The organism is Mesorhizobium sp. WSM4847 (assembly GCF_055811335.1).
The window spans coordinates 313,216-337,949 of the sequence record NZ_JBVVPY010000002.1; the positions used below are offsets into that span (position 1 = coordinate 313,216).

23 protein-coding genes are annotated in these 24,734 nt (G+C 63.0%); 13 read left to right on the top strand and 10 right to left on the bottom strand.

Annotated features, from left to right (window positions below):
• Position 1: 1 nt before the first annotated feature.
• Positions 2-1,612: an ABC transporter substrate-binding protein gene (locus AC0L28_RS04215; protein WP_473475720.1), complete on the bottom strand. Its 1,611-nt coding sequence runs from the start codon at positions 1,610-1,612 to the stop codon at positions 2-4.
• A 298-nt stretch (positions 1,613-1,910) separates the two neighbouring features.
• Here AC0L28_RS04215 and AC0L28_RS04220 point away from each other — a divergent pair, with 298 nt between their 5' ends.
• A complete protein-coding gene (locus tag AC0L28_RS04220) occupies positions 1,911-3,101 on the top strand; it encodes a M24 family metallopeptidase (RefSeq protein WP_473475723.1) in 1,191 nt (396 codons plus the stop codon).
• 209 nt (positions 3,102-3,310) lie between these two features.
• On the opposite strand, the gene AC0L28_RS04225 is transcribed toward AC0L28_RS04220, so the two are convergent.
• From AC0L28_RS04225 to AC0L28_RS04235, 3 genes are read right to left on the bottom strand one after another with little or no spacing between them, the layout of a single operon-like run.
• Positions 3,311-3,730 (bottom strand): cupin domain-containing protein, encoded by a 420-nt coding sequence (locus tag AC0L28_RS04225; protein WP_287344163.1) that lies wholly within the window; start codon positions 3,728-3,730, stop codon positions 3,311-3,313.
• Between the two features lie 4 nt (positions 3,731-3,734).
• The gene (locus tag AC0L28_RS04230) at positions 3,735-4,661 is read right to left on the bottom strand and encodes a phosphoenolpyruvate hydrolase family protein (protein ID WP_473475726.1); all 927 of its coding nucleotides are present in this window, start codon (positions 4,659-4,661) and stop codon (positions 3,735-3,737) included.
• Positions 4,662-4,672: 11 nt separating this feature from the next.
• A complete protein-coding gene (locus AC0L28_RS04235) occupies positions 4,673-5,869 on the bottom strand; it encodes a Tm-1-like ATP-binding domain-containing protein (protein ID WP_473475729.1) in 1,197 nt (398 codons plus the stop codon).
• A gap of 115 nt (positions 5,870-5,984) precedes the next feature.
• Between AC0L28_RS04235 and AC0L28_RS04240 the strand changes: the two genes are divergently transcribed.
• The 7 genes from AC0L28_RS04240 (at position 5,985) to AC0L28_RS04270 (ending at position 12,678) form a co-directional block, all read left to right on the top strand.
• Positions 5,985-6,665: a TetR/AcrR family transcriptional regulator gene (locus tag AC0L28_RS04240; protein WP_473475731.1), complete on the top strand. Its 681-nt coding sequence runs from the start codon at positions 5,985-5,987 to the stop codon at positions 6,663-6,665.
• 359 nt (positions 6,666-7,024) lie between these two features.
• Positions 7,025-8,341, top strand: a complete 1,317-nt coding sequence (locus tag AC0L28_RS04245; protein ID WP_473475733.1) for an ABC transporter substrate-binding protein — start codon at positions 7,025-7,027, stop codon at positions 8,339-8,341.
• Between the two features lie 73 nt (positions 8,342-8,414).
• The gene (locus AC0L28_RS04250; RefSeq protein ID WP_027153143.1) at positions 8,415-9,320 is read left to right on the top strand and encodes a carbohydrate ABC transporter permease; all 906 of its coding nucleotides are present in this window, start codon (positions 8,415-8,417) and stop codon (positions 9,318-9,320) included.
• A 1-nt stretch (position 9,321) separates the two neighbouring features.
• Entirely contained in the window at positions 9,322-10,281 is a 960-nt protein-coding gene (locus AC0L28_RS04255) for a carbohydrate ABC transporter permease (RefSeq protein ID WP_027153142.1), read from the top strand.
• Complete coding sequence (locus tag AC0L28_RS04260; RefSeq protein WP_473475735.1) at positions 10,278-10,487, top strand: hypothetical protein; 210 nt, start codon at positions 10,278-10,280, stop codon at positions 10,485-10,487. The genes AC0L28_RS04255 and AC0L28_RS04260 overlap by 4 nt, the downstream gene beginning before the upstream one ends.
• Positions 10,484-11,593 (top strand): ABC transporter ATP-binding protein, encoded by a 1,110-nt coding sequence (locus AC0L28_RS04265; RefSeq protein ID WP_473475737.1) that lies wholly within the window; start codon positions 10,484-10,486, stop codon positions 11,591-11,593. The genes AC0L28_RS04260 and AC0L28_RS04265 overlap by 4 nt, the downstream gene beginning before the upstream one ends.
• The gene (locus tag AC0L28_RS04270; protein ID WP_236376048.1) at positions 11,593-12,678 is read left to right on the top strand and encodes an ABC transporter ATP-binding protein; all 1,086 of its coding nucleotides are present in this window, start codon (positions 11,593-11,595) and stop codon (positions 12,676-12,678) included. Before AC0L28_RS04265 ends, AC0L28_RS04270 begins: the two co-directional genes overlap by 1 nt.
• A 48-nt stretch (positions 12,679-12,726) precedes the next feature.
• Here AC0L28_RS04270 and AC0L28_RS04275 read toward each other — a convergent pair whose 3' ends face one another.
• Positions 12,727-13,698, bottom strand: a complete 972-nt coding sequence (locus tag AC0L28_RS04275; protein ID WP_128248229.1) for an AraC family transcriptional regulator — start codon at positions 13,696-13,698, stop codon at positions 12,727-12,729.
• 92 nt (positions 13,699-13,790) lie between these two features.
• On the opposite strand from AC0L28_RS04275, the gene AC0L28_RS04280 reads away from it, so the two are divergent.
• A complete protein-coding gene (locus tag AC0L28_RS04280) occupies positions 13,791-15,002 on the top strand; it encodes an MFS transporter (protein ID WP_128248228.1) in 1,212 nt (403 codons plus the stop codon).
• Between the two features lie 55 nt (positions 15,003-15,057).
• On the opposite strand, the gene AC0L28_RS04285 is transcribed toward AC0L28_RS04280, so the two are convergent.
• Positions 15,058-15,630, bottom strand: coding sequence for a TetR/AcrR family transcriptional regulator (locus AC0L28_RS04285; RefSeq protein ID WP_128248227.1), 573 nt, complete (start codon positions 15,628-15,630; stop codon positions 15,058-15,060).
• Positions 15,631-15,730: 100 nt separating this feature from the next.
• On the opposite strand from AC0L28_RS04285, the gene AC0L28_RS04290 reads away from it, so the two are divergent.
• Positions 15,731-16,639, top strand: a complete 909-nt coding sequence (locus AC0L28_RS04290) for an SDR family oxidoreductase (RefSeq protein ID WP_473475741.1) — start codon at positions 15,731-15,733, stop codon at positions 16,637-16,639.
• 58 nt (positions 16,640-16,697) lie between these two features.
• Positions 16,698-17,993: an amidase gene (locus AC0L28_RS04295; RefSeq protein ID WP_128248225.1), complete on the top strand. Its 1,296-nt coding sequence runs from the start codon at positions 16,698-16,700 to the stop codon at positions 17,991-17,993.
• A gap of 6 nt (positions 17,994-17,999) precedes the next feature.
• Here AC0L28_RS04295 and AC0L28_RS04300 read toward each other — a convergent pair whose 3' ends face one another.
• The 4 genes from AC0L28_RS04300 to AC0L28_RS04315 all read right to left on the bottom strand — a co-directional run bounded on the left by AC0L28_RS04300 (position 18,000) and on the right by AC0L28_RS04315 (position 21,821).
• Complete coding sequence (locus AC0L28_RS04300; RefSeq protein ID WP_128248224.1) at positions 18,000-18,980, bottom strand: hydroxyacid dehydrogenase; 981 nt, start codon at positions 18,978-18,980, stop codon at positions 18,000-18,002.
• 1 nt (position 18,981) lies between these two features.
• Positions 18,982-19,698: a FadR/GntR family transcriptional regulator gene (locus AC0L28_RS04305; RefSeq protein ID WP_473475744.1), complete on the bottom strand. Its 717-nt coding sequence runs from the start codon at positions 19,696-19,698 to the stop codon at positions 18,982-18,984.
• A 2-nt stretch (positions 19,699-19,700) separates the two neighbouring features.
• Positions 19,701-20,870, bottom strand: coding sequence for a mandelate racemase/muconate lactonizing enzyme family protein (locus AC0L28_RS04310; protein WP_027153130.1), 1,170 nt, complete (start codon positions 20,868-20,870; stop codon positions 19,701-19,703).
• Positions 20,871-20,933: 63 nt separating this feature from the next.
• The gene (locus AC0L28_RS04315) at positions 20,934-21,821 is read right to left on the bottom strand and encodes a sugar phosphate isomerase/epimerase family protein (RefSeq protein WP_236393036.1); all 888 of its coding nucleotides are present in this window, start codon (positions 21,819-21,821) and stop codon (positions 20,934-20,936) included.
• Positions 21,822-22,215: 394 nt separating this feature from the next.
• On the opposite strand from AC0L28_RS04315, the gene AC0L28_RS04320 reads away from it, so the two are divergent.
• Both AC0L28_RS04320 and AC0L28_RS04325 read left to right on the top strand, forming a co-directional pair.
• Positions 22,216-23,271, top strand: coding sequence for a sugar phosphate isomerase/epimerase family protein (locus AC0L28_RS04320; protein ID WP_287066992.1), 1,056 nt, complete (start codon positions 22,216-22,218; stop codon positions 23,269-23,271).
• Between the two features lie 155 nt (positions 23,272-23,426).
• A complete protein-coding gene (locus AC0L28_RS04325) occupies positions 23,427-24,614 on the top strand; it encodes a Gfo/Idh/MocA family protein (RefSeq protein WP_473475746.1) in 1,188 nt (395 codons plus the stop codon).
• Positions 24,615-24,734 lie beyond the last annotated feature (120 nt).

A 24,734-nucleotide genomic window follows, 5' to 3' on the forward strand; every position in this document is an offset into this window, starting at 1 on the left:
CTCACCCCTTCAGCCAGGTGTCCGCCCAGTTCGACCCCGCCCAGCGCGGGTTGTTGGCGACATTCCCCACCGTGTCTCTGACAACGCTGATGAAGCTCCATTCGGCGACATTGATCAGCGGCAGGTCGGCTGCGACCTTTTTTTGAAACTCCTTGTAAAGCTCCGTCCGCGCGGCGGGGTCGAGCGTCTCGGACGCCTTGGCGACGAGGGCGTCGAGTTCGTCGTTCTTGTAGCCGCCCTGGTTGGAGAACGGCACGCCGTCCGGGATGCCGCTCTGCACCAGGATGGTGGTCGAGATCGCCGGATCGCCGCGGAACACCGGCGGCCCGACTGCAAGGTCGAAGGCGTGGTCGGTGTAGACGGCCTTGATGTGCGCGGCCGAGTCGTTGTTGACCAGCTGGGCGTCGATGCCGATGGCGGCGAGCGCCTGGCGCAGATAGTCGCCGAACTGCTTGGTCTCGTTGAAATAGGGCGCCGGCAGCAGCTTCAGCGAAAAGCGCTTGCCGTCGTCACCCCTGCTGTAGCCGGCTTCGTCGAGCCGAGCGTTGGCCTTGGCCACGTCGAAGGCATAGGTCGGCACATCGGCCGTATAGAACTGCGGATCGTTTTTCGGCACCGGGCCGGTGGCGGTGGCGGCATAGCCGAGGAACACCGTCTTGACGACGAAATCCTTGTCAATGGCGTGGGCGATCGCCTGGCGCACCTTCACGTCGGCCAGCTCCTTGCGGCGATGATTGATTTCGACGACGAGCTGATAAGTCAGCGCCTCATAACCCTTGGTGATCACCTTGAGGCCAGGCACTTTTGAGATGCGGTCGAGATCGGCCAGCGGCACCACGGAAAAGGCGGCGAGCTGGATCTCTTCGGCCTCAAGCGCGCTTGCCGCCGAGGTGCGGTCGGGCAGCACCTGGTATATGATCTCGTCGAGGTAAGGTTGGTCCTTGCCCCAATAGTCCCCATTCTTCTCCAGCCGGTAATATTCGCCTGGCTTGTGTTCGGCGAATTTGAACGGGCCGGTGCCGACAGGTGCGTTGTTGGCCGGGTTCTCCTCGATCTTTCCCGTCTCGTAGATGTGCTTCGGTACCACGCTAGTCAGCGCCGGCAAGGCGTTGCGGATCAGCTGGAATGGTGTCGGTTTGGCGAATTTGAAAACCGCCGTCAGTTCGTCTGGCGTGTCGACCGCCTCCAGATCCTTGAATACGGTGCGGCCGAGATTCTGCAGCGGCTTCCAGATCTGCAGCGCCGAGAACGCGACGTCGGCGGAGGTGAAGGGTTTGCCGTCATGCCATTTGACGCCCTCGCGCAATTTGAACGTTACCGACAAGCCGTCCGCGGCGCCCTCCCAGCTTGTCGCCAGGCGCGGGTCGAGCCCGTCCTTGCCGTCAAAGGACGCCTCGGCCAGCGGTTCCATGATCTTGCTCGAAATGAAGAAGACGCCGTTGGACGCGACGATCGCCGGGTTGAGGTTGCGCGGCTCGGAATCGGCGGCGACGACCAGCCGCCCGCCTTTCTTCGGCGTCTGTGCCCAGCCGATCGTCGGCAGCGCCGTCGAAGCCAGCAGCAGTGCCGAACCGGCAAGCACGCTGCGTCTGGAAATTGTGACCTCTGACATGATCGAACTCCGTCCCTCTCAGCCATTCGGCCCGGGTGGCCACTACCCTCGGACACCGGACGGCATCCTTGCAAGGGTGATTATGAGCCTTGCCGAGGGTTTCGCCAGAGACGGATTTGGCGCATCCTCATGTGGCTTTGAAAATTTTGTCCGCTGGACCAGTTACAAGGAAGCGGTTCAATCCGACCTTATCTGGTAGGACCAGACTTGTCTCGTAAGACCAGACTTGTCTCGTAAGACCAGACTGGGGACTGCCGCGATCCGATCGGCCGGCCAGGGAATTCAGGGAGAGAGAAAGATGAACGTCGTTCCGGGTAAGAATGCCGTCAGCACCATCCCATTCGACCATGCCAGGGTCGACCGGCTGATGGAGGAAGCCGGCATCGATGTGCTGCTCGCCACCTCCAAGCACAACACGCAGTATCTGCTTGGCGGCTACAAGTTCATCTTCTTCGCTGCCATGGATGCGATCGGCCACAGCCGCTATCTGCCTGTTGTCGTCTACGAGAAGGGCGGCCCGGACCACGCCGCCTATATCGGCAACCGCATGGAGGGCGCCGAGCACCAGAACAACCCGTTCTGGACGCCGACTTTGCACGCCGCCTGCTGGGGCACGCTCGACGCCGCCAATCTCGCGGTCGAGCACCTGGCGAAAATCGGCAAGGGCGACGCCCGCATCGGCATCGAGCCGGCCTTCCTGCCGTCGGATGCCTACACGCTGATCCGCAAGGCGCTGCCGGATGCAAGGCTTGTCGATGCGACCGATATGCTGGAGCGGATGCGGGCGATCAAGACGGATGCGGAGCTGGAGAAGCTGCGCATCGCCTCTGAACTGATCACCGATTCCATGCTGGCGACCATTGCCTGGGCGCGCGAAGGCACGACCAAGACCGAGATCATCGAGCAGCTGCGGCGCGAGGAGACCAATCGCGGCGCGCATTTCGAGTATTGCCTGTTGACGCTCGGCGCCAGCCACAACCGCGCCGGCTCGCCGCAGGCCTGGAAGACGGGCGAGGTGATGTCGATCGATTCCGGCGGCAATTATCACGGCTATATCGGCGACCTCTGTCGCATGGGCATTCTCGGCGAGCCGGATGCCGAATTCGAGGATCTGTTGGCCGAAGTCGAGGCGGTGCAGCAGGCGGCCTTTTCCAAGGTACGCTCCGGCACGCTGGGTGGTGACATGATTTCTCACGCAGAAGGCGTGCTGAAAGCGTCAAAGGTCGCGCCCTATACCGATTTCTTCGCCCACGGCATGGGGCTGATCACCCATGAGGCGCCGTTCCTGATGACCAACCATCCGGTGACCTATGAAGGCACCTATGCCGAAAAACCGCTGGAGAAAAACATGGTGCTCTCGGTCGAGACGACGATGCTGCACCCGACGCGCGGCTTCATCAAGCTCGAGGACACGGTGGCCGTCACCGATAGCGGCTACGTCATGTTCGGCGACCGGGGCAGGGGCTGGAACCGGGGGGACGCTTCATAAGGCGAATGACGGTGCTGCCCCTCATCCGCCTGCCGGCACCTTCTCCCCGTAAACGGGGAGAAGGGAGCTGAGCGCGGCCCCGGCACTCTTCCTGCCAACGCTGGCGGTTGGCGAAACCATTGGTGGCAGCGTCCTTCTCCCCGTTTACGGGGAGAAGATGGCGGCAGCCAGATGAGGGGCGGCGCTGCCGAAGAAGGACATAGCCGAGCCTATTTCCCGCCTGGCGGCAGCAGCCTGAAATCCGGCAGGTCGCGCAACGCCAGTTCCGGCCCGGCCGGCGAATAGACGACGAAAAGCTGCATGGGCGCATCGCCGGTGTTCAGTGTCGAGTGGAAGCGGCTTTCCGGCACATAGATGGTGCAGCCGGGGCCGACCTTCTCGACGACCGGATTGCCGTCCTCGTCCTCGACCATCTGCTCGCCATTGCCTGATATGACGAAGATGATCTCTTCCGCACCCGGATGGTTGTGGCGCGTGTGGCCCTTGCCGGAGGGCAGGTCGACGACGCCGCCGGAAAAGCGCGTGGCGCCGTTCACCTCGGGCGCCACCGTCAGCGACAGCTTGCCCCAGTCGAAGCCGAAGGCGCTGACATCCTTCGGGTAGACAAACACCTTGCTCTTGTCGGTCATCGTCTCATCCCTTCTTTTTCTTCGCGGTCGTCTTGGCACCGCTTTTTTTTGTTTGCGCATCGGATTTTCCCAAAACCGGTTCCCACTTTTGGGTCCGATGCTCCAGCGTGACCGCCTTGAAATCGGCAGTCTGCCTGGCGATCGCCGCCTCCGCCGGCAGCCGCTCCATCGAGCTTGCCCCGTAAAAGCCGTGCAGGCCCTTGCAGCGTTCGAGGATGTAGCGGGCATCGTCCGGCATCGAGATCGGCCCGCCATGGCAAAGCAGGATGACATCCTTGCGCACCGCACGCGCCGCTTCAGCGATGGCGTCGATCTCGGTCACGCAGTCGTCGAGCGATTTGGCCGACGTCGCGCCAATCGAACCGCCGGTGGTCACCCCCATATGAGCGACGACGATGTCGGCACCGGCCTTGGTCATGGCGCGCGCCTCATCGGGGTTGAACACATAGGGCGTGGTCAGGAGATCGAGATCGTGTGCCGCGGCGATCATGTCGACCTCGAGCCCGAAGCCCATGCCGGTTTCCTCGAAACTCTGCCGCATCTGGCCGTCGAACAGGCCGATGGTCGGAAAGTTCTGCACGCCGGAAAAACCCATCGTCTTCAGCTCGGCCAGCAGCAGCGGCATGATGACGAAGGGATCGGTGCCGTTGACGCCGGCCAGCACCGGCGTCTTCTTCACCACCGGCAGCACCTCGTAGGCCATTTCCTTGACGATCTCGTTGGCGTTGCCATAGGCGAGCAGGCCGGCAGCCGAGCCGCGGCCGGCCATGCGGTAGCGGCCGGAATTGTAGATGATGATCAGGTCGATGCCGCCGGCCTCCTCGGCCTTGGCCGACAGCCCGGTGCCGGCGCCGCCGCCGACGATCGGCACGCCGCCGGCAATCATCTTGCGGAACTTTTCCAGGATCTTCTTGCGCGGTATGGCGGGCATGGCTTCGTCTCTCACTGTCTGGCGATGTCGAGAAAAGCCGCAACCGCAGCCTTGGCGAATTCGGGATCGTTGATGTGCAGCGGCAAGCGGATGACGCGACGTGTGTTATCCGGCATGATCGTGCGCTCGATGGCCTCGAAGAGTGCTGCATCGGCTTCAGGGTCGAAGAAGGCGCCGCCTTCGATGTCGAGCGCCGAAACGCCTTTTTCGGGAATGAGGAACCGGACCGGACCCTCGCAGAGGCTCAGTTTGGCGCCGATCCATTCGCCGATTCTGCGGCTTTCGTCAGGCGTCGTGCGCATCAGCGTCACGTTCGGATTGTGCTCGTAAACCAGCCGCCCGCTATAGCGTTCCGGAATGGTCGGCGGCGCCCAGAAATTCACCATATCGAGCGCGCCGACCGAGCCGACATAGGGCGACTTCGTGCGGGCGATCGCGCCGAAACGGTCTTCGGTTGCCGGCAGAACGCCGCCAAACAGGAGGTCGCAGACTTCTGTCGTCGTGATGTCGATGACGCCGGACAGCAAGCCGCTGTCGGCCAGCTTCTCCATGGTGCGGCCGCCGGTGCCGGTGGCATGGAAGACCATGCAGTCATAGGTCGAACGAAGCTCGTCGGCGATCGAAGTCACGCACGGCGTGGTCACGCCGAACATGGTGAGCCCGATCGATGGTTTGCCGTCGGGCGGCGGCGCCGGTTTCGCAGCCATGGCTGATATCGCCTGGGCGGCGTTGTGCAGCACCACGCGAGACAGCCGGTTCAAGCCGGCCATGTCGGTCACCGACGGCATCATGACGATGTCGGAGACATCGACATAAGGCGCGGTGTCGCCCGAGGCGAGCGTCGAGACCATGATCTTGGGCAGGCCGAGCGGCAGCGCGCGCATACCTGACGTGATGATCGAAGTGCCGCCACCACCGCCGATACCGATCACTCCTGATATATCGGTGCGCGACTGGACAAACCGGGTGAAGGCGATGGCCATTGCCGCGACCGCGGTGCCGCGGTCGTCGACGCCCAGCACGGCAGTGCTGCCACCGGGATGGTGGCCGGCGACCTCTTCGGCCGAGACATCGACCGGCACGGTCGCGTTGCGCGTTCCGACGTCGACGCGGGTGACAGCAGCACCGGTGGCGGCGACCGCATCAGCCAGAAAGGCGAGTTCCTCACCCTTGGTGTCGGCGGTGCCCACCACATAGACGCGCTTCATTGCGTTTCCCCGGTTCAAGGCGCACTCGGCGTAGTTGCCGGCCGCTCTTTTGCCCCGGCCGTTCGGCAGCGCGAAAGGCCATTGCAATTTTTTGAGACGTGCGTATCATATTGATATGAATGTCTCACGTCAACCAGCGACAGTGCCCGACGACGGTTCAGGAGCGGCGCGCGGGGCGCGCGCCCGCACAAGGCGGTTGATGCTGGAGACGGCGACAAGGCTGATGCAGGCGGGCGCCACGCCCTCGGTCAGCGAGGTCGCCGAAGCGGCGGAAGTCTCCCGCGCCACCGCCTATCGGTACTTTCCAAGCCAGGCGGCGCTGGTGCAGGCGGTGGTCGACGAAGGGCTCGGGCCGATCCTCACCTGGAAGTCGGCCTCGGCCGATCCCGAGCGCCGCGTCGTCGAACTGTTCGACACGGCCATGCCACGCATCGAAGCCTTCGAGGCGACGTTCAAGGCGGCGCTGAAGCTGTCGCTCGACCAGTGGGCGCGGCGGCAGGCCGGCACGCTGGACGGCGAGCCGGCCTTCACGCGCGGCCATCGCATCGATCTGCTCAAAGACGCGATCGCACCGCTCAAGCACCGGCTGCCGCCACGCGAATTCAAGCGCCTGGCACAGGCCCTGTCGCTGATCTTCGGCGTCGAAGTGCTGATCGTGCTGAAGGATATATGGGGACTGGACAGCCGCAAGATGATGTCGGTAGCGCAATGGGCAGCCGGCGCGCTGGTGCGGGCTGCAGTGATGGAATCGATGGCTGGAGGAAACAGACCTGCGCCGGCGACAGCTGCGGAATAGTATCGATCTGGTTCGACCAGATGGGGATGCCTACTACTGACAATAGTCGGCGTTTCGTAGCGCGAACAAGGGTCTTGCGTATCAACGAGTAGGAAAATTTAAGAAAAACAGACAGATGTTGCTGGAATCTGCTTGTCTGAGGCCCTGCCATCGTCCAAGAAAGAGCTTGACGTGCGTCCGAAATTGGTAATACCAGATCAGGACGATATAGCGGGTCGAAAGTGAGGGCTGCGATCCATTTCCGGTTGGGCGAGGAGGCTCGAAAACCGGAACGGCGCCATCACGGAAGGAACTACCAGGGCCGGCCTCGCCGCCGGCTCGGATGATACGGTAGAATGCGCACAAGGGAGGAAATCATCATGCGCAAGACAATGGCCAGCATGCTTGCTGGTATCGGCTTAGTGCTCGCCTGCGGAACGTCCGTCTACGCGCAGGATAAGGAACTCACCATATTCTGGGCTGAATGGGATCCGGCGAACTATTTGCAGGAACTCGTCAACCTTTACGAGGCCGAGAGCGGCGTGAAGGTCACGGTCGAGACGACGCCGTGGGGGGATTTCCAGACCAAGGCGTTCACCGAATTCAACGCCAAGGGCAGCGCCTACGACATGGTTGTCGGCGATTCCCAGTGGATCGGCGCCGCCTCCGAGGCCGGTCACTATGTCGACCTCACCGACTTCTTCAACAAGCACAACCTGAAGGAAGTGATGGCGCCGGCGACGGTGAAATACTACGCCGAATATCCATCAAACTCCGGCAAATACTGGTCGATTCCGGCCGAGGGCGACGCGGTCGGCTGGTCCTATCGCAAGGACTGGTTCGAAGATCCGAAGGAGATGGAGGCCTTCAAGGCCAAGTACGGCTACGATCTCGGCGTGCCGAAGGACTGGAAGCAGCTACGCGACATCGCCGAATTCTTCCACCGTCCCGACGAGAAGCGCTACGGCGTCGCCATCTACACCGATAACTCCTACGACGCTCTGGTGATGGGCGTCGAGAACGCCATCTTCTCCTTCGGCGGCGAGCTTGGCGACTATGCCACTTACAAGGTCGACGGGATCATCAACTCCGAGCAGAACGTCAAGGCGCTCGAGGCCTACAAGGAGCTCTATTCCTTCACCCCTCCTGGTTGGGCCAAGAGCTTCTTCATCGAGGACAACCAGGCGATCACCGAGAACCTGGCGGCGATGAGCATGAACTACTTCGCTTTCTTCCCGGCGCTCATCAACGAAGCCTCCAATCCGAATGCCAGGGCCACCGGCTTCTTCGCCAACCCTCCAGGACCGAACGGCGATCAGTTCGCCGCGCTCGGGGGCCAGGGCATCTCCGTCGTCTCCTATTCGCAGAATCAGGAAGAGGCGATGAAGTTCCTGGAATGGTTCATCAAGGACGAGACGCAGAAGAAATGGGCGGAACTCGGCGGTTACACGGCAAGTGCCAAAGTGCTCGAGTCGCCTGAATTCCAGAACGCCACGCCATACAACAAGGCCTTCTACGAAACCATGTTCAAGGTGAAGGACTTCTGGGCGACGCCGGAATATGCCGAGCTGCTCATCCAGATGAACCAACGCGTCTATCCCTACATCACCGGCAATCAGGGCACGGCCAAGGAAGTGCTCGATGCGCTCGCCGCGGATTGGAACGCAACGTTCAAGAAATACAACCGCGTGAAGTAAACGGCATTAACGCTCGGAGGGGGCGGGAGCCCGCCCCTTCCGTTTTCTTTTCCGGACAAGGAAGGAACGGGCCTTGGCCACTGCAGTCATGACCACCCTGGATCCCAACTCGCGCTCCGCCGCCCGCGGCATGAGCGACCTTACGATCCGCAATCTCTTCATCATTCCGACGATCGTTTTCCTGATCGTCTTCAACATCTTTCCACTGCTCTATTCGCTTGGCTATTCGTTCACCGACTTCCGCGCGTCGAGCCCCGCGGCGGCCAATTTCGTCGGACTGCAGAATTACCGCGAGCTGCTCAACGACCCGTTCATCTGGTCGAATTTCGCCATCACCGCCAAATATGTCATCGTCTCCGTGGTCGGCCAGGTCATCGTCGGCTTCGGCGTGGCGTTGCTGCTCAACCGGGATATCCCGTTGAAGGGCCTGCTGACGACACTGCTGCTGTTGCCGATGATGCTGTCGATGGCTGTCGTCGGCCTGTTCTGGAAACTGCTCTACGATCCGTCCTTCGGCATCATCAACTATACGCTCGGCCTCGGCTCCTTCGAGTGGCTGTCCAACCCCGACATGGCGCTCTACGCGGTTGCCATCACCGACATCTGGATGTGGTCGCCGTTCGTCATGCTGCTGTCGCTCGCCGGCCTGTCGGCGGTGCCGAAGCACCTCTACGAGGCGGCCGCGATCGACCGCGCCGGGTCGTTCTATACCTTCTTTCGCATTACGCTGCCCCTGGTCGCGCCGATCCTGATGATCGCGATCATCTTTCGCACCATGGAGGCGTTCAAGACATTCGATCTCGCCTACATCCTGACCAGCCAGCCGACCACCGAGGTGATCTCGATCCGGCTCTACAAGATGGCGTTCCAGGAATGGCAGACCGGGCGCTCCTGCGCGCTCGCCTACATCGTGCTGATCATGATCCTGGCGATCACCAACATCTACGTCAAATACCTGAACAAGGTGAAGGAGCGCTAACATGGCCGCTGTCACCACCTCTGCCGAGCGTTCGCTCAACAAGCTCGCCATCGTCGGCGTGCTGATCGTCACGATCATCTTCCTGGCGCCGATCTACTGGATAGCCTCGACGGCGTTCAAGCCGCGCAACCTCGCCACCACCATCCCGCCGACGGTGGTCTTCCAGCCGGAGATATCGCCCTTCGTCAAGCTGTTCACCAAGCGCTCGCAACTGCGCACAGCGCCGACGCCGGAACAATATGCCGCCGCCCCGTGGTGGGAGCGGCTGGTGTTTGACGGCGGCGAGAAGGTGGTGCGCTCGGGCAGGGGCGAGGTGCAGTGGTCCGGCTATCCGAGCCGCTTCATGAATTCGCTGATCGTCGCCATCACCTCGACGATCCTCGCCGTCGGCATGGGCACCTTCACGGCTTACGGGTTCTCGCGCTTCAAGATAAAGGGGGAACAGGACCTGCTCTTCTTCATCCTGTCGACGCGCATGCTGCCGCCGGTGGTGGTGGCGATCCCGATGTTCCTGATGTATCGGGTCGTTGGCCTCAACGACACGCATTGGGGCCTGATCATCCTCTATACCGCCTTCAACCTCAGCTTCTCTGTATGGCTGATGAAGGGGTTCATGGACGAAATTCCGAAGGAGTACGAGGAGGCGGCGCTCGTCGACGGCTATACGCGCATGGAGGCCTTCTTCAAGATCGTGCTGCCGGAGGCGGCCACCGGCATCGCCGCCACCGCCGTGTTCTGCTTCATCACCGCGTGGAACGAATATGCCTTCGCGCTGATCATGACCAACCGCCGTGCCCAGACCGCGCCGCCGTTCATTCCAAGCCAGGTCGGTTCCGGCCTGCCCGACTGGACGGTCATCGCCGCCGGCACCTTCCTGTTCCTGCTGCCGGTCGCCATCTTCACCTTCCTGTTGCGCAACCACCTCCTGCGCGGCATGTCCTTTGGAGCGATCCGCAAATGATCCGCCATGCTACAATCCAGCGCACGGCCGAGATCGTGATGGTGCTCGGCATCATCGCGCTCTGCCAGCCGTGGAATCTCTTCCTGCACCGCTACGGGCTGACGATCATCATCGTTGGGCTGCTGACGTTCATGATCACCGGCTGGGTTGGTCCAAGGCAGAAGCCGCAGGCGACCGGCGCGCCGGAAAAAAAAGGTCACGCATGACCCAGATCGAGCTTCGTGGCGTCCAGAAATTCTTTGGCGCCGTTCAGGTCATCAAGGACCTCAATCTCAAGATCGACGACAACGAGTTCATCGTGCTGCTCGGCCAGTCGGGCTGCGGCAAGACGACGACGCTTCGCGCCATCGCCGGGCTGGAGACGATCGACGGCGGCGATGTCCTCATCGACGGCAAGCCGGTCCAGCATCTCAAGGCTGCCGACCGCGACATCGCCATGGTTTTCCAGTCGTTCTCGCTCTATCCGCATATGAGCGTCTACGAGAACATCGCTTTTCCGTTGCGGGCCATGCGCAAGAGCAAGGCGGAGATCGACGGCGAGGTGCGCTCGGTCGCCAAAGTGCTGCAGATCAACGATCTGCTCGGCAAGAAGCCGTCGGCCCTGTCGGGTGGCGACATGCAGCGCGTAGCAATCGGCCGGGCGCTGGTGCGGCGGCCGAAGGCGATGCTGATGGACGAGCCGATCGGCGCGCTCGACGCCAAGCTGCGCGAGGAGATGCGCGCGGAGATCAAGCGGCTGCACATCAAGCAGGGCTCGACCACCATCTACGTCACCCACGACCAGATCGAGGCGATGAGCCTTGCCGACCGCATCGTCATTATGCATGAGGGCGTTCTGCAGCAGGTGGGCAGCCCATCGGAAGTGTATAAGCACCCGGCCAATCTGTTCGTCGCGCAATTCGTTGGCTCGCCGGTGATGAACGTTGCCAATGCGGCGGTGACGATGAACGGCTCCGGCGCCCGGGTCACCGTCGATGGGGCCGCGGAAGGGTTCGTTTTCCCGGCCGAACTGGTCGGCCAGCTTGACGCCGCGAACGTCGGGCAGGACCGCCTTGCGCTCGGCATCCGCCCTGAAGGCGTGATGGTCTCGCGCGACCCGGCGGACGGTTATCTGCCGGTCGAGGCGCACATCATCGAACCGCTTGGCTCCTACGACATCGTCGACCTCAAGGTCGGGGCACAGATGCTGCGCGCCCGGACCCGTTCCGGTTTCGTCGGCAAGCCGGGGGTCCAGGTCTTCGCCAAGCTCGACCCGGCGCAGGCGCACTTCTTCGACACGGCAAGCGGCAATTCGCTGGGGGTGAGACTCTGATGGCCCATATCCAGCTCAAGAACATCTCGAAGACATTCGGCAATCACACCGCATTGGCCGGGCTCAATCTCGACATTGCCGACGGCGAGTTCTTCGTGCTGCTCGGCGAGACCGGCGCCGGCAAGACGACGACGCTGCGCATGGTCGCCGGCCTGGAGAAGCCGACCGAAGGTCAGGTCTTCATCGACGGCGTCGATGTCGCCAACTGGGGTGCCGCCGAGCGCGATGTGGCGCTGGTGCTGCAGCAATATTCGCTTTATCCGCGCTACACGGTGCGCGAGAACCTCGAATTCCCGCTGAAGCCGAAAATCCGCCGCATCGAGCCCGACGAGATCAAGACGCGCGTCGACCGCGTTGCCAAGACCTTGCGTATCGAGCATCTGCTCGACCGCAAGACGGATCGCCTCTCTGGCGGCGAGATGCAGCGCGTCTCGATTGGTCGCGCCATCGTCAGGAAGCCGCGCGTATTCCTGATGGATGAGCCGCTGTCGGCGCTCGATGCCAAGTTGCGCGAGGCGCTGCGCACCGAACTGAAGAACATCCAAATGAACCTTGGTCAGACCTTCCTGTTCGTCACGCACGATCAAATCGAGGCGATGTCGATGGGCGACAAGGTTGGCGTGCTCAACCATGGCCGCATCGTCCAGACCGGCACGCCCTATGAGATCTATAACAATCCGCGCGACACCTATGTGGCGAGCTTCGTCGGCTCGCCGCCGATGAACCTCATCGACGGCAAGCTCGTCAACGGCCGCGCGGTGATGGCACCACTGAATTTCGAACTGCCTTTTGCGGGGGGGGCCAGGACGAGCGGCGAGACCGACGGTCGCCCGCTCGTCTTCGGTATTCGTCCCGAGGATCTCTATCTCGAGAGCGGGGCACCGGTGGAAGCGCGCGTCCACGATGTCGAGAACCATGGCGTCGAAAAGATCCTGACGCTGCGGGTCGGCGACGCCATGTTGCGGGCCACGGTGCCGGCCAGAACCGATGTCGAGATCGAGCAGCCGGTGCGCTTTGCCTGGGATCCGGACAAGGTGGTGCTGTTCGACAAGGGTACCGGGATAAGCCTTCGTCACGCAGGCTAAGCCGCGTCGCGCACAAATTGCTAGGCGGCTTGAAGCCTGTGGCCAGGTTTAGCCGGCTTGGCGGGTCTCAGCCTGTTCCTCGGCCCGGAAATGGCTGGGAGCCGATCCGATGACGCGCTTGAACGCCCGGCTGAACGAAGCGTCGGATTCATAACCCAGGCGCGCGGCGACGACGGAAATCTTCAACCGGTCGCGGACCAGCCATTGCCGTGCCTGGTGCATTCTCACCTGGGTGACATATTTGGCCGGCGTTTCGCCGACGATCGTCGCGAAGCGTTCGGCGAAGCCTGATCGCGAGGCGCCCATCATCCTGGCCAGCGTTTCCACCGTCCAGTCGCGGTCCGGTTCGAGGTGGATCGCGGCCAGCACGCGGCCGATCTCGCGATCCCTCACCGCCGCAATCCATCCGGACGAGTCGCCGCAGCCGCGCTCGACCCAGGAGCGGATGACGGTGGCGGCCAGCACATCGGCAAGCCGTGCCAGAATGCCGCCTGAGCCGACGCGCTCCATCGTCACTTCGCGGGCCATCGCCTCCAGCAGATGCGGAATGCCGGGCTCATAGGCCTCCAGTTCGTGCGCGCGCATCACGTCCGGCATCATGCCGAGCAATGGGTGCAAACCGTCGAGATTGAAATACATGCTGCCGAAAAACAGCAGCGTCCCCGGCCGGCGACCTTCATTGGACATGCAATAAACGTCCTTGCAGACCTCGGCGACCTTGTAGCCCTGGATCGGCGAAGCCTCAATGCCCGGGTCGCTCACCAGGACGTGTGCTGCGCCGCGCGGCAGCAGCACCGCGTCGCCCGCCTTGAGCTCCACCCATTCGCCGGACGGCTGCAGTAGCCAGCATCCCTTGCGGCCGATGAAATGAAACCGCGCCCCCGTCTGGGCCGGAAACTGGAGGCCCCAGGGCTCCTGCATTTCACAGCGGCCGTATTCGACGCCGTCGAGCCTTAACCCACGCAATATGTCCGTCAGCGGATCACCCGTGATCGGAACTTTGGACGAATAGTCAAACATGATGGTGTTTTTAGCATGGAAACTCCAGTCGGTCACTCCCTATGTTGCACTGCAGCCAGATGTTGCACTGCAACCAGATCGGAGATTCCATCATGACCGAACCCGCGACAGGCATCATGGACGCCGTTCTCGATCCCGCGGAAACCGACGAACGAGCCGAGCCTGCGTGGGGGGCGGTCGTATCGCTCGCGCTCGGTGTGTTTGGGCTGGTGACCGCGGAATTCCTGCCCGCCAGCCTGCTGACGCCGCTGGCGCAAGACCTAGGCATATCGGAAGGCACTGCCGGCCAGGCGGTGACGGCAACCGCCGTCGTCGGCGCGATAGCCGCCCCGACCATGGCCATCGTCACCAGGCGGCTGGATCGCAGGCTGGTGATGTGGGCGCTGACGGTGCTGCTGATCCTGTCGAACCTGCTGGCGGCGTTTGCGTCCTCGCTTTCCGTACTTCTGATCGCCCGCATCATGCTCGGGATCAGCCTCGGCGGCTTCTGGTCGATGTCGGCAGCCATGGCGATGCGGCTCGTTCCGATGCGGCTGATGCCACGCGCCATGTCGATCATTCTCACCGGCGTCTCGGTGGCGACCGTCTGCGCCGCCCCGGTCGGCGCCTATGTCGGTGACATCTGGGGATGGCGAACCGCCTTCATGATCGCGGCTGTTGTCGGCGCTCTGGCGCTGCTGGTGCAGATCGCCACCCTTCCGAAGCTGCCGCCGGCGGGCGTGGCAAGTGTTCGGACCTTGCTGGAGGTCATAAAGCGGCCGATGATCAGGGTTGCGCTTCTGGTGGTCCTGCTGGTCGCCTCGGGACACTTTGCCGGCTTCACCTATGTCCGCCCGTTTCTCGAGAAGGTGCCCGCGCTGGACATCGAGACGATCTCGCTTGTGCTGCTCGCCTACGGCATCGGTGGCTTCTTCGGCAATTTTGCCGGCGGGTTCATGGCTGAACGCAGCCTCAAGACCGCGGTGGGCCTGGCGCCACTGCTGATTGCGGTCGCAGCGCTTCTGCTGCTGACCATCGGCGCCTCGCCAGTCGTTGCGGCGATAGCGATTGCCGCCTGGGGCTTTGCCTTCGGCGCGGTCCCGGTCGGGCTGCAGACGTGGCTGGTGCGAGCCGCTCCCGACCAGGCAGAAAGCGCCGGCGGGCTGATGGTCGCCACATTCCAGGTGGCGATTGCACTGGGCGCGGTTTTCGGCGGCCTGCTGGTCGATAATGCCGGCGTTGCCAGCGCTTTCGCCTATTGCGGGATCGCGACATTGCTGGCGGCCTTGGCGGCGTTCTTGCTCGGCCCGAGAAGCGCGACCTAAGCCATCTGTAGGTGCGTCCCACGTAGGACGCCTCAAGAAATGGCCCGAAAATCGGTTACGGTTTTCGGGCCGTGGCGATTGCGACGACGAAACGGCCCAGACTGTCTTCGACATAGGATGCAAATTCGACTTTCGGGTCGAAACTCCACCAAAGCAGCGAACCTTGCCAGTGCGATGCCATCAGCAGGCCGATGTCTGACGGCGTGTTGGCGACCGAAGCAAAGCAAGAGTCGAGGATGCTGCACAGAGAGGCCTTCCACGACGCCCCGCGCGCGCGAAGCACCGGATCGCGCAGATCTTCGCGCAGGACGAGCAGGCCCTCGGCATAGGATTCGATGCCGCCATAGTCCCGCGATAGCGCCACCAGCAACTCGATCGCGCCAGCAGGGGTCCTCTGTATCGTGTCTGCGAGCCCTGTCGTCTTCTCGTCCAGCCTGTCCCAAGCCTGCAGCAAGGTTTTTTGCCTGAGCGTAGCCTTGTTCTTGAAACGCTGCACCAGGGTCGAGCCGGAAAGTCCGCAAGCTTTGGACAGCCGTTCGAATGTGAGGCTCTCCGGGCCATGGTTGTGGATCAGCCGGTGCGCCGCTTCCAGGACGTGCTCGTCGGACTGCGTTTTTTGCCGAGGCATCTTGACATCCATTTATAACCGAATGATCATTTATATATTACGGCTTTGCAGAATGCCAGCGTTTGGTCAGGGCGTTGATAGGTCGAGTCTGGAGAGTTCAATGTCGCTTGCGGGAAAAGTCGCTTTGGTCGCTGGCGCAACGCGCGGTGCGGGGAGAGGCATTGCGGTCGAACTGGGTGTCGCCGGCGCGACGGTCTACGTCACCGGGCGGACAACGGGCACGCATCAGTCCGAATACGCCCGCCCGGAAACCATCGAGGAAACGGCCGAGCTTGTTTCAGCGCAAGGCGGCCATGGCATCGCTGTGCAAGTCGATCATCTGGTTGCCGAAGACGTGTGCAAGCTGGTCGACCGGATACGTGCCGAGCAGGGCCGCCTCGATGTGCTGGTCAACGACATCTGGGGCGGCGAGAAACTGTTCGAATGGAACAAGCCGGTCTGGGAGCATGATCTCACGAATGGTTTGCGCATGCTGCGGCTGGGCATCGACACGCATCTGATCACCGCGCATTACGCGCTGCCGCTTTTGATTGAGCGCCCGGGCGGCCTGCTTGTCGAAGTCACCGATGGCACAGCCGAGTATAATGCAGACCACTATCGGCTTTCGCCGTTCTATGACCTCGCCAAAGTGTCGGTGACCCGTATGGCCTGGGCCCATGCCAAGGACCTTGCCCCGCACGGCGCCACCTCGATTTCGCTGACACCCGGCTGGCTGCGTTCGGAAATGATGTTGGAAGCTTTCGGGGTGACCGAGGACAACTGGCGTGATGCGACAGCAAAAGTGCCGCATTTCGTCATTTCCGAGACCCCGCGCTTTATCGGGCGCGCAGTGGCGGCGCTTGCGGCGGACCCGGACCGTTCGCGCTGGAACGGACGGTCGCTGTCGAGTGGCGGGCTGGCGCAGGTCTACGGCTTTACCGATCTCGACGGCTCGCGGCCCGACGCGTGGCGCTACGTTCCCGAGGTTCAGGACGCCGGCAAACCAGCCGATGCGACTGGCTATCGCTAGAGCCATTGACGTCAGTGTGCTGGGCTGTTCGGGCGACAATAAAAAAGTAGACTGTGCCATGCAATCAGCCCGCCACCGCCTCGAAGCCGTCCTTTGGCGTCTCGCCGTCCGCGCCGACAATGAAAGCGTATTCGTAAAACTCTATCCGGAAGCCGCACGAGCAGCAGCCGACGCCGCCGATGCCAGGCGCAGAGCCGGCGTGACGCTCGGGCCGCTCGACGGAACAATTCTGTCGATCAAGGACCTGTTCGATGTCGCCGGCGAGCCGACCACGGCCGGTTCGTTGTTGCTCAGCACCGCAGCGCCGGCGCTGCGGGATGCCGTCATTGTGCGGCGGCTGCGGCAAGCGGGCGCGGTGATCTTCGGCAAGACCAACATGACCGAATTCGCCTTCACCGCAATCGGCGTCAACCCGCATTACGGCACGCCCGGCAATGCGACCGACGCCGGCCGGATCGCGGGTGGCTCATCCTCCGGCGCCGGTGTTTCCGTTGCCGAAGGCACGAGCGAGATCTCGATCGGCTCCGACACTGGCGGTTCGGTGCGCATTCCGGCATCGCTCAACGGTGTCGTCGGCTTCAAGCCGACGGCGCGTCGGGTGCCGTGCGATGGCGTCTTCCCACTGTCGGCCACGCTGGACTCCATTGGCCCGCTTGCCCGCACCGTCGCCGAATGTGCAGCCGCCGACGTGGTGATGGCGGGCGAAGAGCCTGTGGCTCTGGTTTCGCTTCCGCTTGCCGGACTGCGCATCGGCGTTCCGCGCGGCGTACTCTTCGAGGAGACGGAAGAAGAGGTCTCGGCGGCGTTCGACCGATGTGTTCGCACGGTAGAGCTTGCGGGTGCACGCCTCGCCGATCTGTCCATCGATGACCTCCTTGCCGATTTGCGCGCGGTAACCAAGCAAGCCTCGATCGCGGCAATGGAGGGAGCCGAGGTCCATGCAGATTGGCTCGCGACTGGCGCGACGACACCGGTGGATCCGCGGGTGAGCGAACCGTTGTCACGCGCTGCCGCCGTTCCGGCCACGGCCTATATAAGGGCAATCCGCCGCCGCACGGCGCTTGTCGCGGCCATGGACGAGCGGCTCGCGTCGATCGATGTGCTGGCCCTGCCGACCACACCGGTCACCGCGCCGACCATCGTCTCGATGACCAGCGACGAAGTTCTATGTGAGCGCACGGAAGGCCTTCTGCTGCGCAACACGCAGGTTGCCAACCAGTTCGACCTCTGCGCGATCTCGCTGCCGATGCCGGGAATGGCGCGCCCGGCCGGGCTGATGCTGGTGGCGCGCCACGGCGACGACCACCGTCTCCTGCGCATCGCGGCGGAAGTCGAGGCACTGCTTGGCCGTTGAGGCGCATCAGGCGTCGGCCGGGAACCGCCGCCGGTAATGCTCGAGCACTTCGGGATTGCGCAGATTGACCGGCAATTTGTTGGCCAGCACCAGCAAGGTTTCATCAGCCGAACCGACGCCCATGCGCATCATCGACTGCTCGGTGATGCCGGCCATGTGCGGCGTGACGATGACATTGTCGAAGCCGAAATAGGGGTGATTGGGCGGCAGCGGCTGCGTCGCAAAGACATCGAGCGCGGCACCGCCGATGCGGTCCCTTTGCAGCGCTTCGATCAGCGCCTCGTCGTCGATCACCGGCCCGCGCGAAATGTTGATCAGCAGCGCATGCGGCTTCATTCGACCGATGCGCTCGCGGTTGATCAGGCCGCGCGTCTCCGGCGTCAGCGGGCAGCACAGAACGATGATGTCGCTCTGCTCGACCAGCGCATCGATCGACAGCAACCTGACCCTGTCCGGCGCCGGCCTCCTGCTGCGCGTCGTCGCCACCACCTTCAGGTCGAAACCATGCGCCGCGATGTGGCCGACTGCCTGCCCGATCGCGCCGAAGCCGACAATGCCGATCGTCTTGCCGGCGAGCTCGCTGGCGAGAATGGTGTGATCGCGACCGGCCAGCCAGCCCTTCGCCCGCAAGTCGCGGTCGACCATGCGGAAACGCCGCAGCAGCGCCAGCGCCGCGAACATCACGTATTCGGCGACCGAGCGCGCATTGACCGCCGGCACGTTTGCCACCAGCACGCCGGCTGCCGTGGCGGCTTCCATGGGAACCATGTCGAGCCCGGCGCCGTGGCGGATTGCCGCCCGGAGCTTCGTCGCCCTTTCGAAAAGCGCTGCTGGCAGCGGCGCGCGTACGATGATGATATCGGCGTCCCTCGCCTCAGTCGCCAGCGTATCCGCATCGAGGGCGGAGGCGACGACGAGTTCGCCGGCGCCGGTCAGCATGGCGGAGGCGCGCGGATGCAGCGTGTGTGTCGTCAGGATCTTGTGCATGTCAGACCGGTTCGAGCGCTGGGCTGTTAGGTTCTGCCCCGCCGCCCTCGATCAGGCCTTTCCAGTAGCTTTCCGCGCCTTGCAGATGGGCGCTCATCAGCGCCTGGGCGAGATTGCCGTCGCGGCGCAGCAGCGCCTCGTAGATCTGGATGTGCTCGGCATGCGAGCGCATGCTGCGTTCGGGATCGTTGAAGTAGATCGGCAGGCGTTGCTCGCCCATCAAGTAATAGAGGCTGCATATGTTGTGAAAAACGCTGTTCTTGGTTGCCCGCACGATCTCAAGGTGAAATTCGCGGTCCTCCTTGGCGAGGCCCTCGCCCGCCGCAATACGGTCTTCCGAAGCCTTCAGGATTTCGCGCAGCCGCTCGAAATTTTCCTCGGTGGCGCGCGAGCAGGCAAGCTCGGCAGCCTTGATCTCGTGAATCTTGCGCAACTCGACGGTCTCGTAGATCTGGATCGGATCGAGCGGCAGGCCGGCCTTGGCAAAAAGCGCCATCGCCTCGACGCTGGCCTGCTTGGTGTCGATGTAGATGCCGGACTTGGCTCGGCGCTCGACGATGCGCATGGCTTCGAGGATGGCCAGCGCCTCGCGGATCTGGCCGCGGCTGACGGCGAAATGCTCCGCCAGTTCACGCTCCGACGGCGTTCGGCCGGTCGCCTTGTCGGAGTGGGAGAACAGATAGGCGGCGAGTTCCGCGAGAAGGTTCTTTTCTTTCATGATCAGCCGCGTAGCGCGTGCGCCTCCAGGAACCGTTCCGAAAGGGTGAATCCCAGTCCAGGCTTCTCGGGGATCGCTATCATACCGTCCTTTGCTTCGACAGTCTCCTCGATCAGATCGTGGATCATCGGATTGGCGCCGAGCGAATATTCGACGGTAAAGCTAGCCGGTGAAGCAGCGCAGACATGCAGCCCGGCAAAGAAGCAAGGCGCGCCGGCCCACAGATGCGGCGCGAAGCGCAGATTGAAGGCGCTGGCGATGGTGCCGATCTTCATCGCCTCGCTGATGCCGCCGCAGAAGGCGGGGTCTGGCTGGAAGATGTCGGCAGCCTTGAGCGTGGCGAGGTCGCGGAAGGCGTAGCGCGTCGCTTCGCTTTCGCCGGTGGCGATCGGGATGGAGCCGGACGCCCGCACTTCGGCCATGCCGGATTTGTCGTCGGCGATGACCGGCTCCTCGAACCAGGCCAGATCGAGATCGCCGGCGAGATGAATGAAGCGCTTGGCTTCCGCCACCGTATAGGTGCCGTGCGCATCGACCATCAGGTCGACTTCGGGGCCGAGCGCCTGTCTTGCGGCGCGGACGCGGGCGGCGGAATTGTGCGGAGCGCCGTCCATCGCGCCGATCCGCATCTTCAGCGCCTTGAAGCCGCCCCTGGCGATATAGGATTTCAACTGCTCGCCGATCGCCTCGGTGGAGGCCCAGCCGCCGGAAGCATAGGCCGGCATGCGGTCAAGCTTGCGGCCGCCGAGCAACCGCCAGACCGGAAGCCCCAACGACTTGCCCAGAATATCCCACAACGCGATATCGACGGCGCTGATTGCGGCGACGCTGATGCCGCGCCGCGCCAATTGCGGCATGGCGTGGCCGTTTTGCGCGGCGCTGTCGTAGCGCACGCCATTGTAGAGCATCTCCCAGATCACCCCGATGTCGGCCGGATCGCAGCCGATCAGCTGCGGGCCGACCTCGTGGTTCAGCATGTGGACGAGGGCGCCATAGCTGCCGGTGCTGCCGGCGGCATTCTTGCCTTCGCCCCAGCCGACCAGCCCATCGGCGGTCTCGATACGCAGGATTGCGGCGTCGAACGTCGTCACCTGACCGAAGTCGCTGCGGTGCTGCCGCGCGGCTTCGATCGGTATGCGGACCCACCAGGCTTGGACCGTCTTGATGCGCATGTTCTTCCTCTGCCTTGCCGGCGTTAGGAGCCGCCGTCGGAAAGGCTCGTTTCCAGAGATCGATTACTTGATCAGCGGCAGCAGCGTTTCGGCGGTGATGCGCATCTGGTCGGTGTAGAATTTTTCCGTGAGCACGCTGGAACCGTGGTCCTGGATGAATTTGAGCTGCTCCGGCGAGATGTCGACCGGGTTGCGATCGACCATGTCGGGATAGGGAGCAGCCGGCGTGCGGTCGACAGGGGCGACGAACTCGTTGGTCAACGCGCCGTCGTAACCGGCCTCTTTCAGGGTGTCGACGATCTTCGGCCAGTCGATCTGTCCGAGACCGGCGGCGAAGCGGTTGTTGTCGGCGACGTGGAAATCGAACAGGCGGTTTCCGACCTGCCGGATGGCATCGTAGACGTTAAACTCCTCCATGTGGAGGTGATAGGCGTCGAGGCAGACACCGCATTCAGGGCTGACCGCATCGGCCAGAGCCAGCGCCTGGGCGCCGCGGTTGAACAGGTAGGTCTCGAAGCGGTTGAGCGGCTCGACCGCGATCTTGACGCCCACTTTCCTGGCATGGGTAAAGCATTCCCTGGTGGCGTCGACGACCCATTTCCATTCTTCTTCCTCGGTGCCGTCCGGCACCACCTTGCCGACGGTGGCGGGAACGAGCGTGATGATCTCGCCGTCGAGTTCGCTGACCATCGTCAGCACCTCTTTGACATACTGCACCGAGCGCTCGCGTTGGCCCTGGTCCCTGGCGGCCAGATTGCGCTCGCCCAGCATCAGCGTCACCGCCCCCCAGCAGCGGATGCCGTGCTCCTTCAAGAGCGCGCGCGTCTCGTTGGTCTTGTATTGCGCGGGCTCGCCGGAAATCTCGATCGATTCATAGCCGAATTTCTTGATGCGCTTGAGCGTCGTTTCCAGCGGTTCCGCCCGCATCCAGTTGTGCGTTGAAAGATGCATGGTCTGTCCTTCCCAGAATTCGCCTGTAACAATTCGCCTGCGACGCACCCCAGATTGCGTTGCATGGTTCCTCCCCAAGGCGCTCCAGCATTCGTCGTAACTGGTTCGACCAATTGGGCGTGAAAAGAGGTCTACAGCAATTTCATCTGGACGGCAAGAAATCCTGCAAGGCAGCCTCGGCCCATGATTATTTCTTTGATTAAACTGGCATATTTGCCCGCTGGCCGGCAATTTGCGGAGCGCCGGTTGCGCGCGGCGGCGCTTGACCAAATCAGCATATTTGGTAATACCAGAATGGCGGCGCGCACTAGCGCCTGTCGAGAAAAGACCAAAGAGGCTGGCCCTGCTTTCAATCGGCGCTATGCTTGGTCGTGGATAATGAGGGAGGATGCCGATGCCGTCGACAATGAAAGGTCCTGGGCTGTTTCTGGCGCAGTTCGCGGGCGATGCCGCACCGTTCAATTCGCTGCCGTCGATCACCAGATGGGCGGCCGGGCTGGGCTACAAGGGCGTGCAGATCCCGACCTGGGACAGCCGGCTGTTCGACCTCGAGAAAGCGGCGTCTTCCCAGGCCTATTGCGACGAGGTGAAGGGCATCTGCAGCGATGCCGGCGTCGAGATCACCGAGCTGTCGACGCATTTGCAGGGGCAGTTGGTGGCGGTGCATCCGGCCTATGACGCGCAGTTCGACGGCTTCGCACCGCCTGCGGTGCACAACAATCCGAAGGCTAGGCAGCAATGGGCGGTCGAACAGATGAAGTTCGGCGCCAAGGCTTCGAAGAACCTTGGGCTCAAGGCGTCGGTGTCGTTTTGTGGAGCGCTGGCTTTTCCCTACCTTTATCCCTGGCCGCAACGGCCGGCGGGATTGATCGAGGAAGCGTTTTCCGAATTGGGAAAGCGCTGGAAACCGATCCTCGACGTCTATGAGGACAATGGCGTCGATGTTGGCTACGAGATCCATCCGGGCGAGGACGTCTTCGACGGTGCGACATTCGAGATGTTCCTTGACGCGGTCGGCGGCCACAAGCGCTGCAATATCAATTACGACCCGTCGCATTTCCTGCTGCAGCAACTCGACTATCTCGAATTCATCGACATTTATCACGAGCGGATCAAGGCCTTCCACGCCAAGGATGCCGAGTTCAATCCGACCGGCCGGCAAGGCGTCTATTCCGGTTATCAGAGCTGGACGAACCGGGCCGGGCGTTTCCGCTCACTCGGCGACGGCCAAGTGGATTTCGGCGGCATCTTTTCCAAGCTCGCCCAATACGACTACGATTCGTGGGCGGTTCTGGAATGGGAGTGCTGCCTGAAGCACCCCGAGGATGGCGCGGCCGAAGGCGCGCCCTTCATCCAGCATCACATCATCAGGGTGACGGAAAAGGCATTCGACGACTTCGCCGGCAGCGCGACCGATAAAAAGGTGCTGCGCGCCATGATGGGAATCTAGCACCGCTTTCCCTCCCCCTTGAGGGGAGGGTCGATCCGCGCAGCGGATCGGGGTGGGGTCGCTGGGCGTAGCGCTCGGCATGAACCGACCCCTCCCGGCCCTTCGGGCCACCCTCCCCTCAAGGGGGAGGGTATTTCAGACGAGGGAGAAAAATCATGGTCGGCGCATCGAAGTCGGAAACGGGAGGCGGCCCGATCCGCTACGGCATGGTCGGCGGCGGGCAAGGCGCCTTCATCGGCGCGGTGCACCGGATTGCGGCGCGCATGGACAATGAGTTCGTGCTGGTCGCCGGTGCCCTGTCATCCGACCCGGCGCGTGCCAAGGCCTCGGCCGAGGAGCTTGGGCTCGATCCGGCGCGCAGCTACGGCTCGTTCGCCGAGATGGCCAAGGCCGAGGCCAAGCGGCCGGACGGCATCGAGGCGGTGGCCATCGTCACGCCAAACAATGTGCATGTGCCGGCGGCGAAGGCGTTTCTCGAAGCCGGCATCCACGTCATTTGCGACAAGCCGCTGGCGACGACGTTGGCGGAAGCGAAGAAGCTGGCGGCACTGGTCGAAAAGACCGGCAAGGTCTTTGTCCTCACCCACAACTACACCGCCTATCCGATGGTGCGGCAGGCGCGCGAGATGGTGGCCAAGGGGCAGCTCGGCGACATTCGCATCGTGCACTCGGAATATCCGCAGGATTGGCTGACCGAGGACCTTGCCGCCACCGGCCAGAAGCAGGCGGCGTGGCGCTCGGATCCCAAACAGGCCGGCGCCGGCGGGGCGCTGGGCGACATCGGCACGCATGCCTACAATCTGGCACGCTTCGTCTGCGGGCTTGAGCTCGATGCGCTTTCCGCCGATCTCGACGCCTTCGTGCCGGGGCGGCAACTCGACGACAATGTCAATGTGATGCTGCGCTTCAAGCCGGTCGGCAAGTCGCACCCTGCCAAGGGCATGTTGTGGGCAAGCCAGGTGGCGCCCGGCCACGAGAACGGGCTGAAGCTGCGGATATACGGCTCGAAGGGCGGGCTTGAATGGGTGCAGGCCGACCCGAACTATCTCTGGTACACGCCGTTCGGCCAGCCGAAGCAGTTGATCACCCGAAATGGCGCCGGCGCGCTGCCCGTCGCCGGGCGCGTCAGCCGCGTTCCGTCAGGCCATCCGGAAGGCTATCTCGAAGGCTTCGCCAACATCTACCAGGAGGCGGCCCGCGCCATCCGCGCGGCGCGCCGCAAAGGCGGCAAGCCGGCTAAGGACGTTATTTTCCCGACCATCCACGACGGTGTCGAAGGCATGGCCTTCATTGAAGCCTGCGTGAAGTCGTCGAAGAAGAACGGGGCCTGGACGAAGCTTTGATCGCTGCGCCCCCACACCCCGATTTGCAACCCAAATTGAAAGGGAAATAGGGGGCATACCACCAAAACCCCCGGGGGGAGGGGACGCCCGCGCGGCCGGCGGGCGCATAACCCCCCCCGG

Coding starts and splice junctions, on each gene's coding strand:
- AC0L28_RS04215 (WP_473475720.1), bottom strand. CDS start 1,612: ATGTCAGAGGTCACAATTTCCAGACGCAGCGTGCTTGCCGGTTCGGCA.
- AC0L28_RS04220 (WP_473475723.1), top strand. CDS start 1,911: ATGAACGTCGTTCCGGGTAAGAATGCCGTCAGCACCATCCCATTCGAC.
- AC0L28_RS04225 (WP_287344163.1), bottom strand. CDS start 3,730: ATGACCGACAAGAGCAAGGTGTTTGTCTACCCGAAGGATGTCAGCGCC.
- AC0L28_RS04230 (WP_473475726.1), bottom strand. CDS start 4,661: ATGCCCGCCATACCGCGCAAGAAGATCCTGGAAAAGTTCCGCAAGATG.
- AC0L28_RS04235 (WP_473475729.1), bottom strand. CDS start 5,869: ATGAAGCGCGTCTATGTGGTGGGCACCGCCGACACCAAGGGTGAGGAA.
- AC0L28_RS04240 (WP_473475731.1), top strand. CDS start 5,985: ATGAATGTCTCACGTCAACCAGCGACAGTGCCCGACGACGGTTCAGGA.
- AC0L28_RS04245 (WP_473475733.1), top strand. CDS start 7,025: ATGCGCAAGACAATGGCCAGCATGCTTGCTGGTATCGGCTTAGTGCTC.
- AC0L28_RS04255 (WP_027153142.1), top strand. CDS start 9,322: ATGGCCGCTGTCACCACCTCTGCCGAGCGTTCGCTCAACAAGCTCGCC.
- AC0L28_RS04260 (WP_473475735.1), top strand. CDS start 10,278: ATGATCCGCCATGCTACAATCCAGCGCACGGCCGAGATCGTGATGGTG.
- AC0L28_RS04265 (WP_473475737.1), top strand. CDS start 10,484: ATGACCCAGATCGAGCTTCGTGGCGTCCAGAAATTCTTTGGCGCCGTT.
- AC0L28_RS04270 (WP_236376048.1), top strand. CDS start 11,593: ATGGCCCATATCCAGCTCAAGAACATCTCGAAGACATTCGGCAATCAC.
- AC0L28_RS04275 (WP_128248229.1), bottom strand. CDS start 13,698: ATGTTTGACTATTCGTCCAAAGTTCCGATCACGGGTGATCCGCTGACG.
- AC0L28_RS04280 (WP_128248228.1), top strand. CDS start 13,791: ATGACCGAACCCGCGACAGGCATCATGGACGCCGTTCTCGATCCCGCG.
- AC0L28_RS04285 (WP_128248227.1), bottom strand. CDS start 15,630: ATGCCTCGGCAAAAAACGCAGTCCGACGAGCACGTCCTGGAAGCGGCG.
- AC0L28_RS04290 (WP_473475741.1), top strand. CDS start 15,731: ATGTCGCTTGCGGGAAAAGTCGCTTTGGTCGCTGGCGCAACGCGCGGT.
- AC0L28_RS04295 (WP_128248225.1), top strand. CDS start 16,698: ATGCAATCAGCCCGCCACCGCCTCGAAGCCGTCCTTTGGCGTCTCGCC.
- AC0L28_RS04300 (WP_128248224.1), bottom strand. CDS start 18,980: ATGCACAAGATCCTGACGACACACACGCTGCATCCGCGCGCCTCCGCC.
- AC0L28_RS04305 (WP_473475744.1), bottom strand. CDS start 19,698: ATGAAAGAAAAGAACCTTCTCGCGGAACTCGCCGCCTATCTGTTCTCC.
- AC0L28_RS04310 (WP_027153130.1), bottom strand. CDS start 20,870: ATGCGCATCAAGACGGTCCAAGCCTGGTGGGTCCGCATACCGATCGAA.
- AC0L28_RS04315 (WP_236393036.1), bottom strand. CDS start 21,821: ATGCATCTTTCAACGCACAACTGGATGCGGGCGGAACCGCTGGAAACG.
- AC0L28_RS04320 (WP_287066992.1), top strand. CDS start 22,216: ATGCCGTCGACAATGAAAGGTCCTGGGCTGTTTCTGGCGCAGTTCGCG.
- AC0L28_RS04325 (WP_473475746.1), top strand. CDS start 23,427: ATGGTCGGCGCATCGAAGTCGGAAACGGGAGGCGGCCCGATCCGCTAC.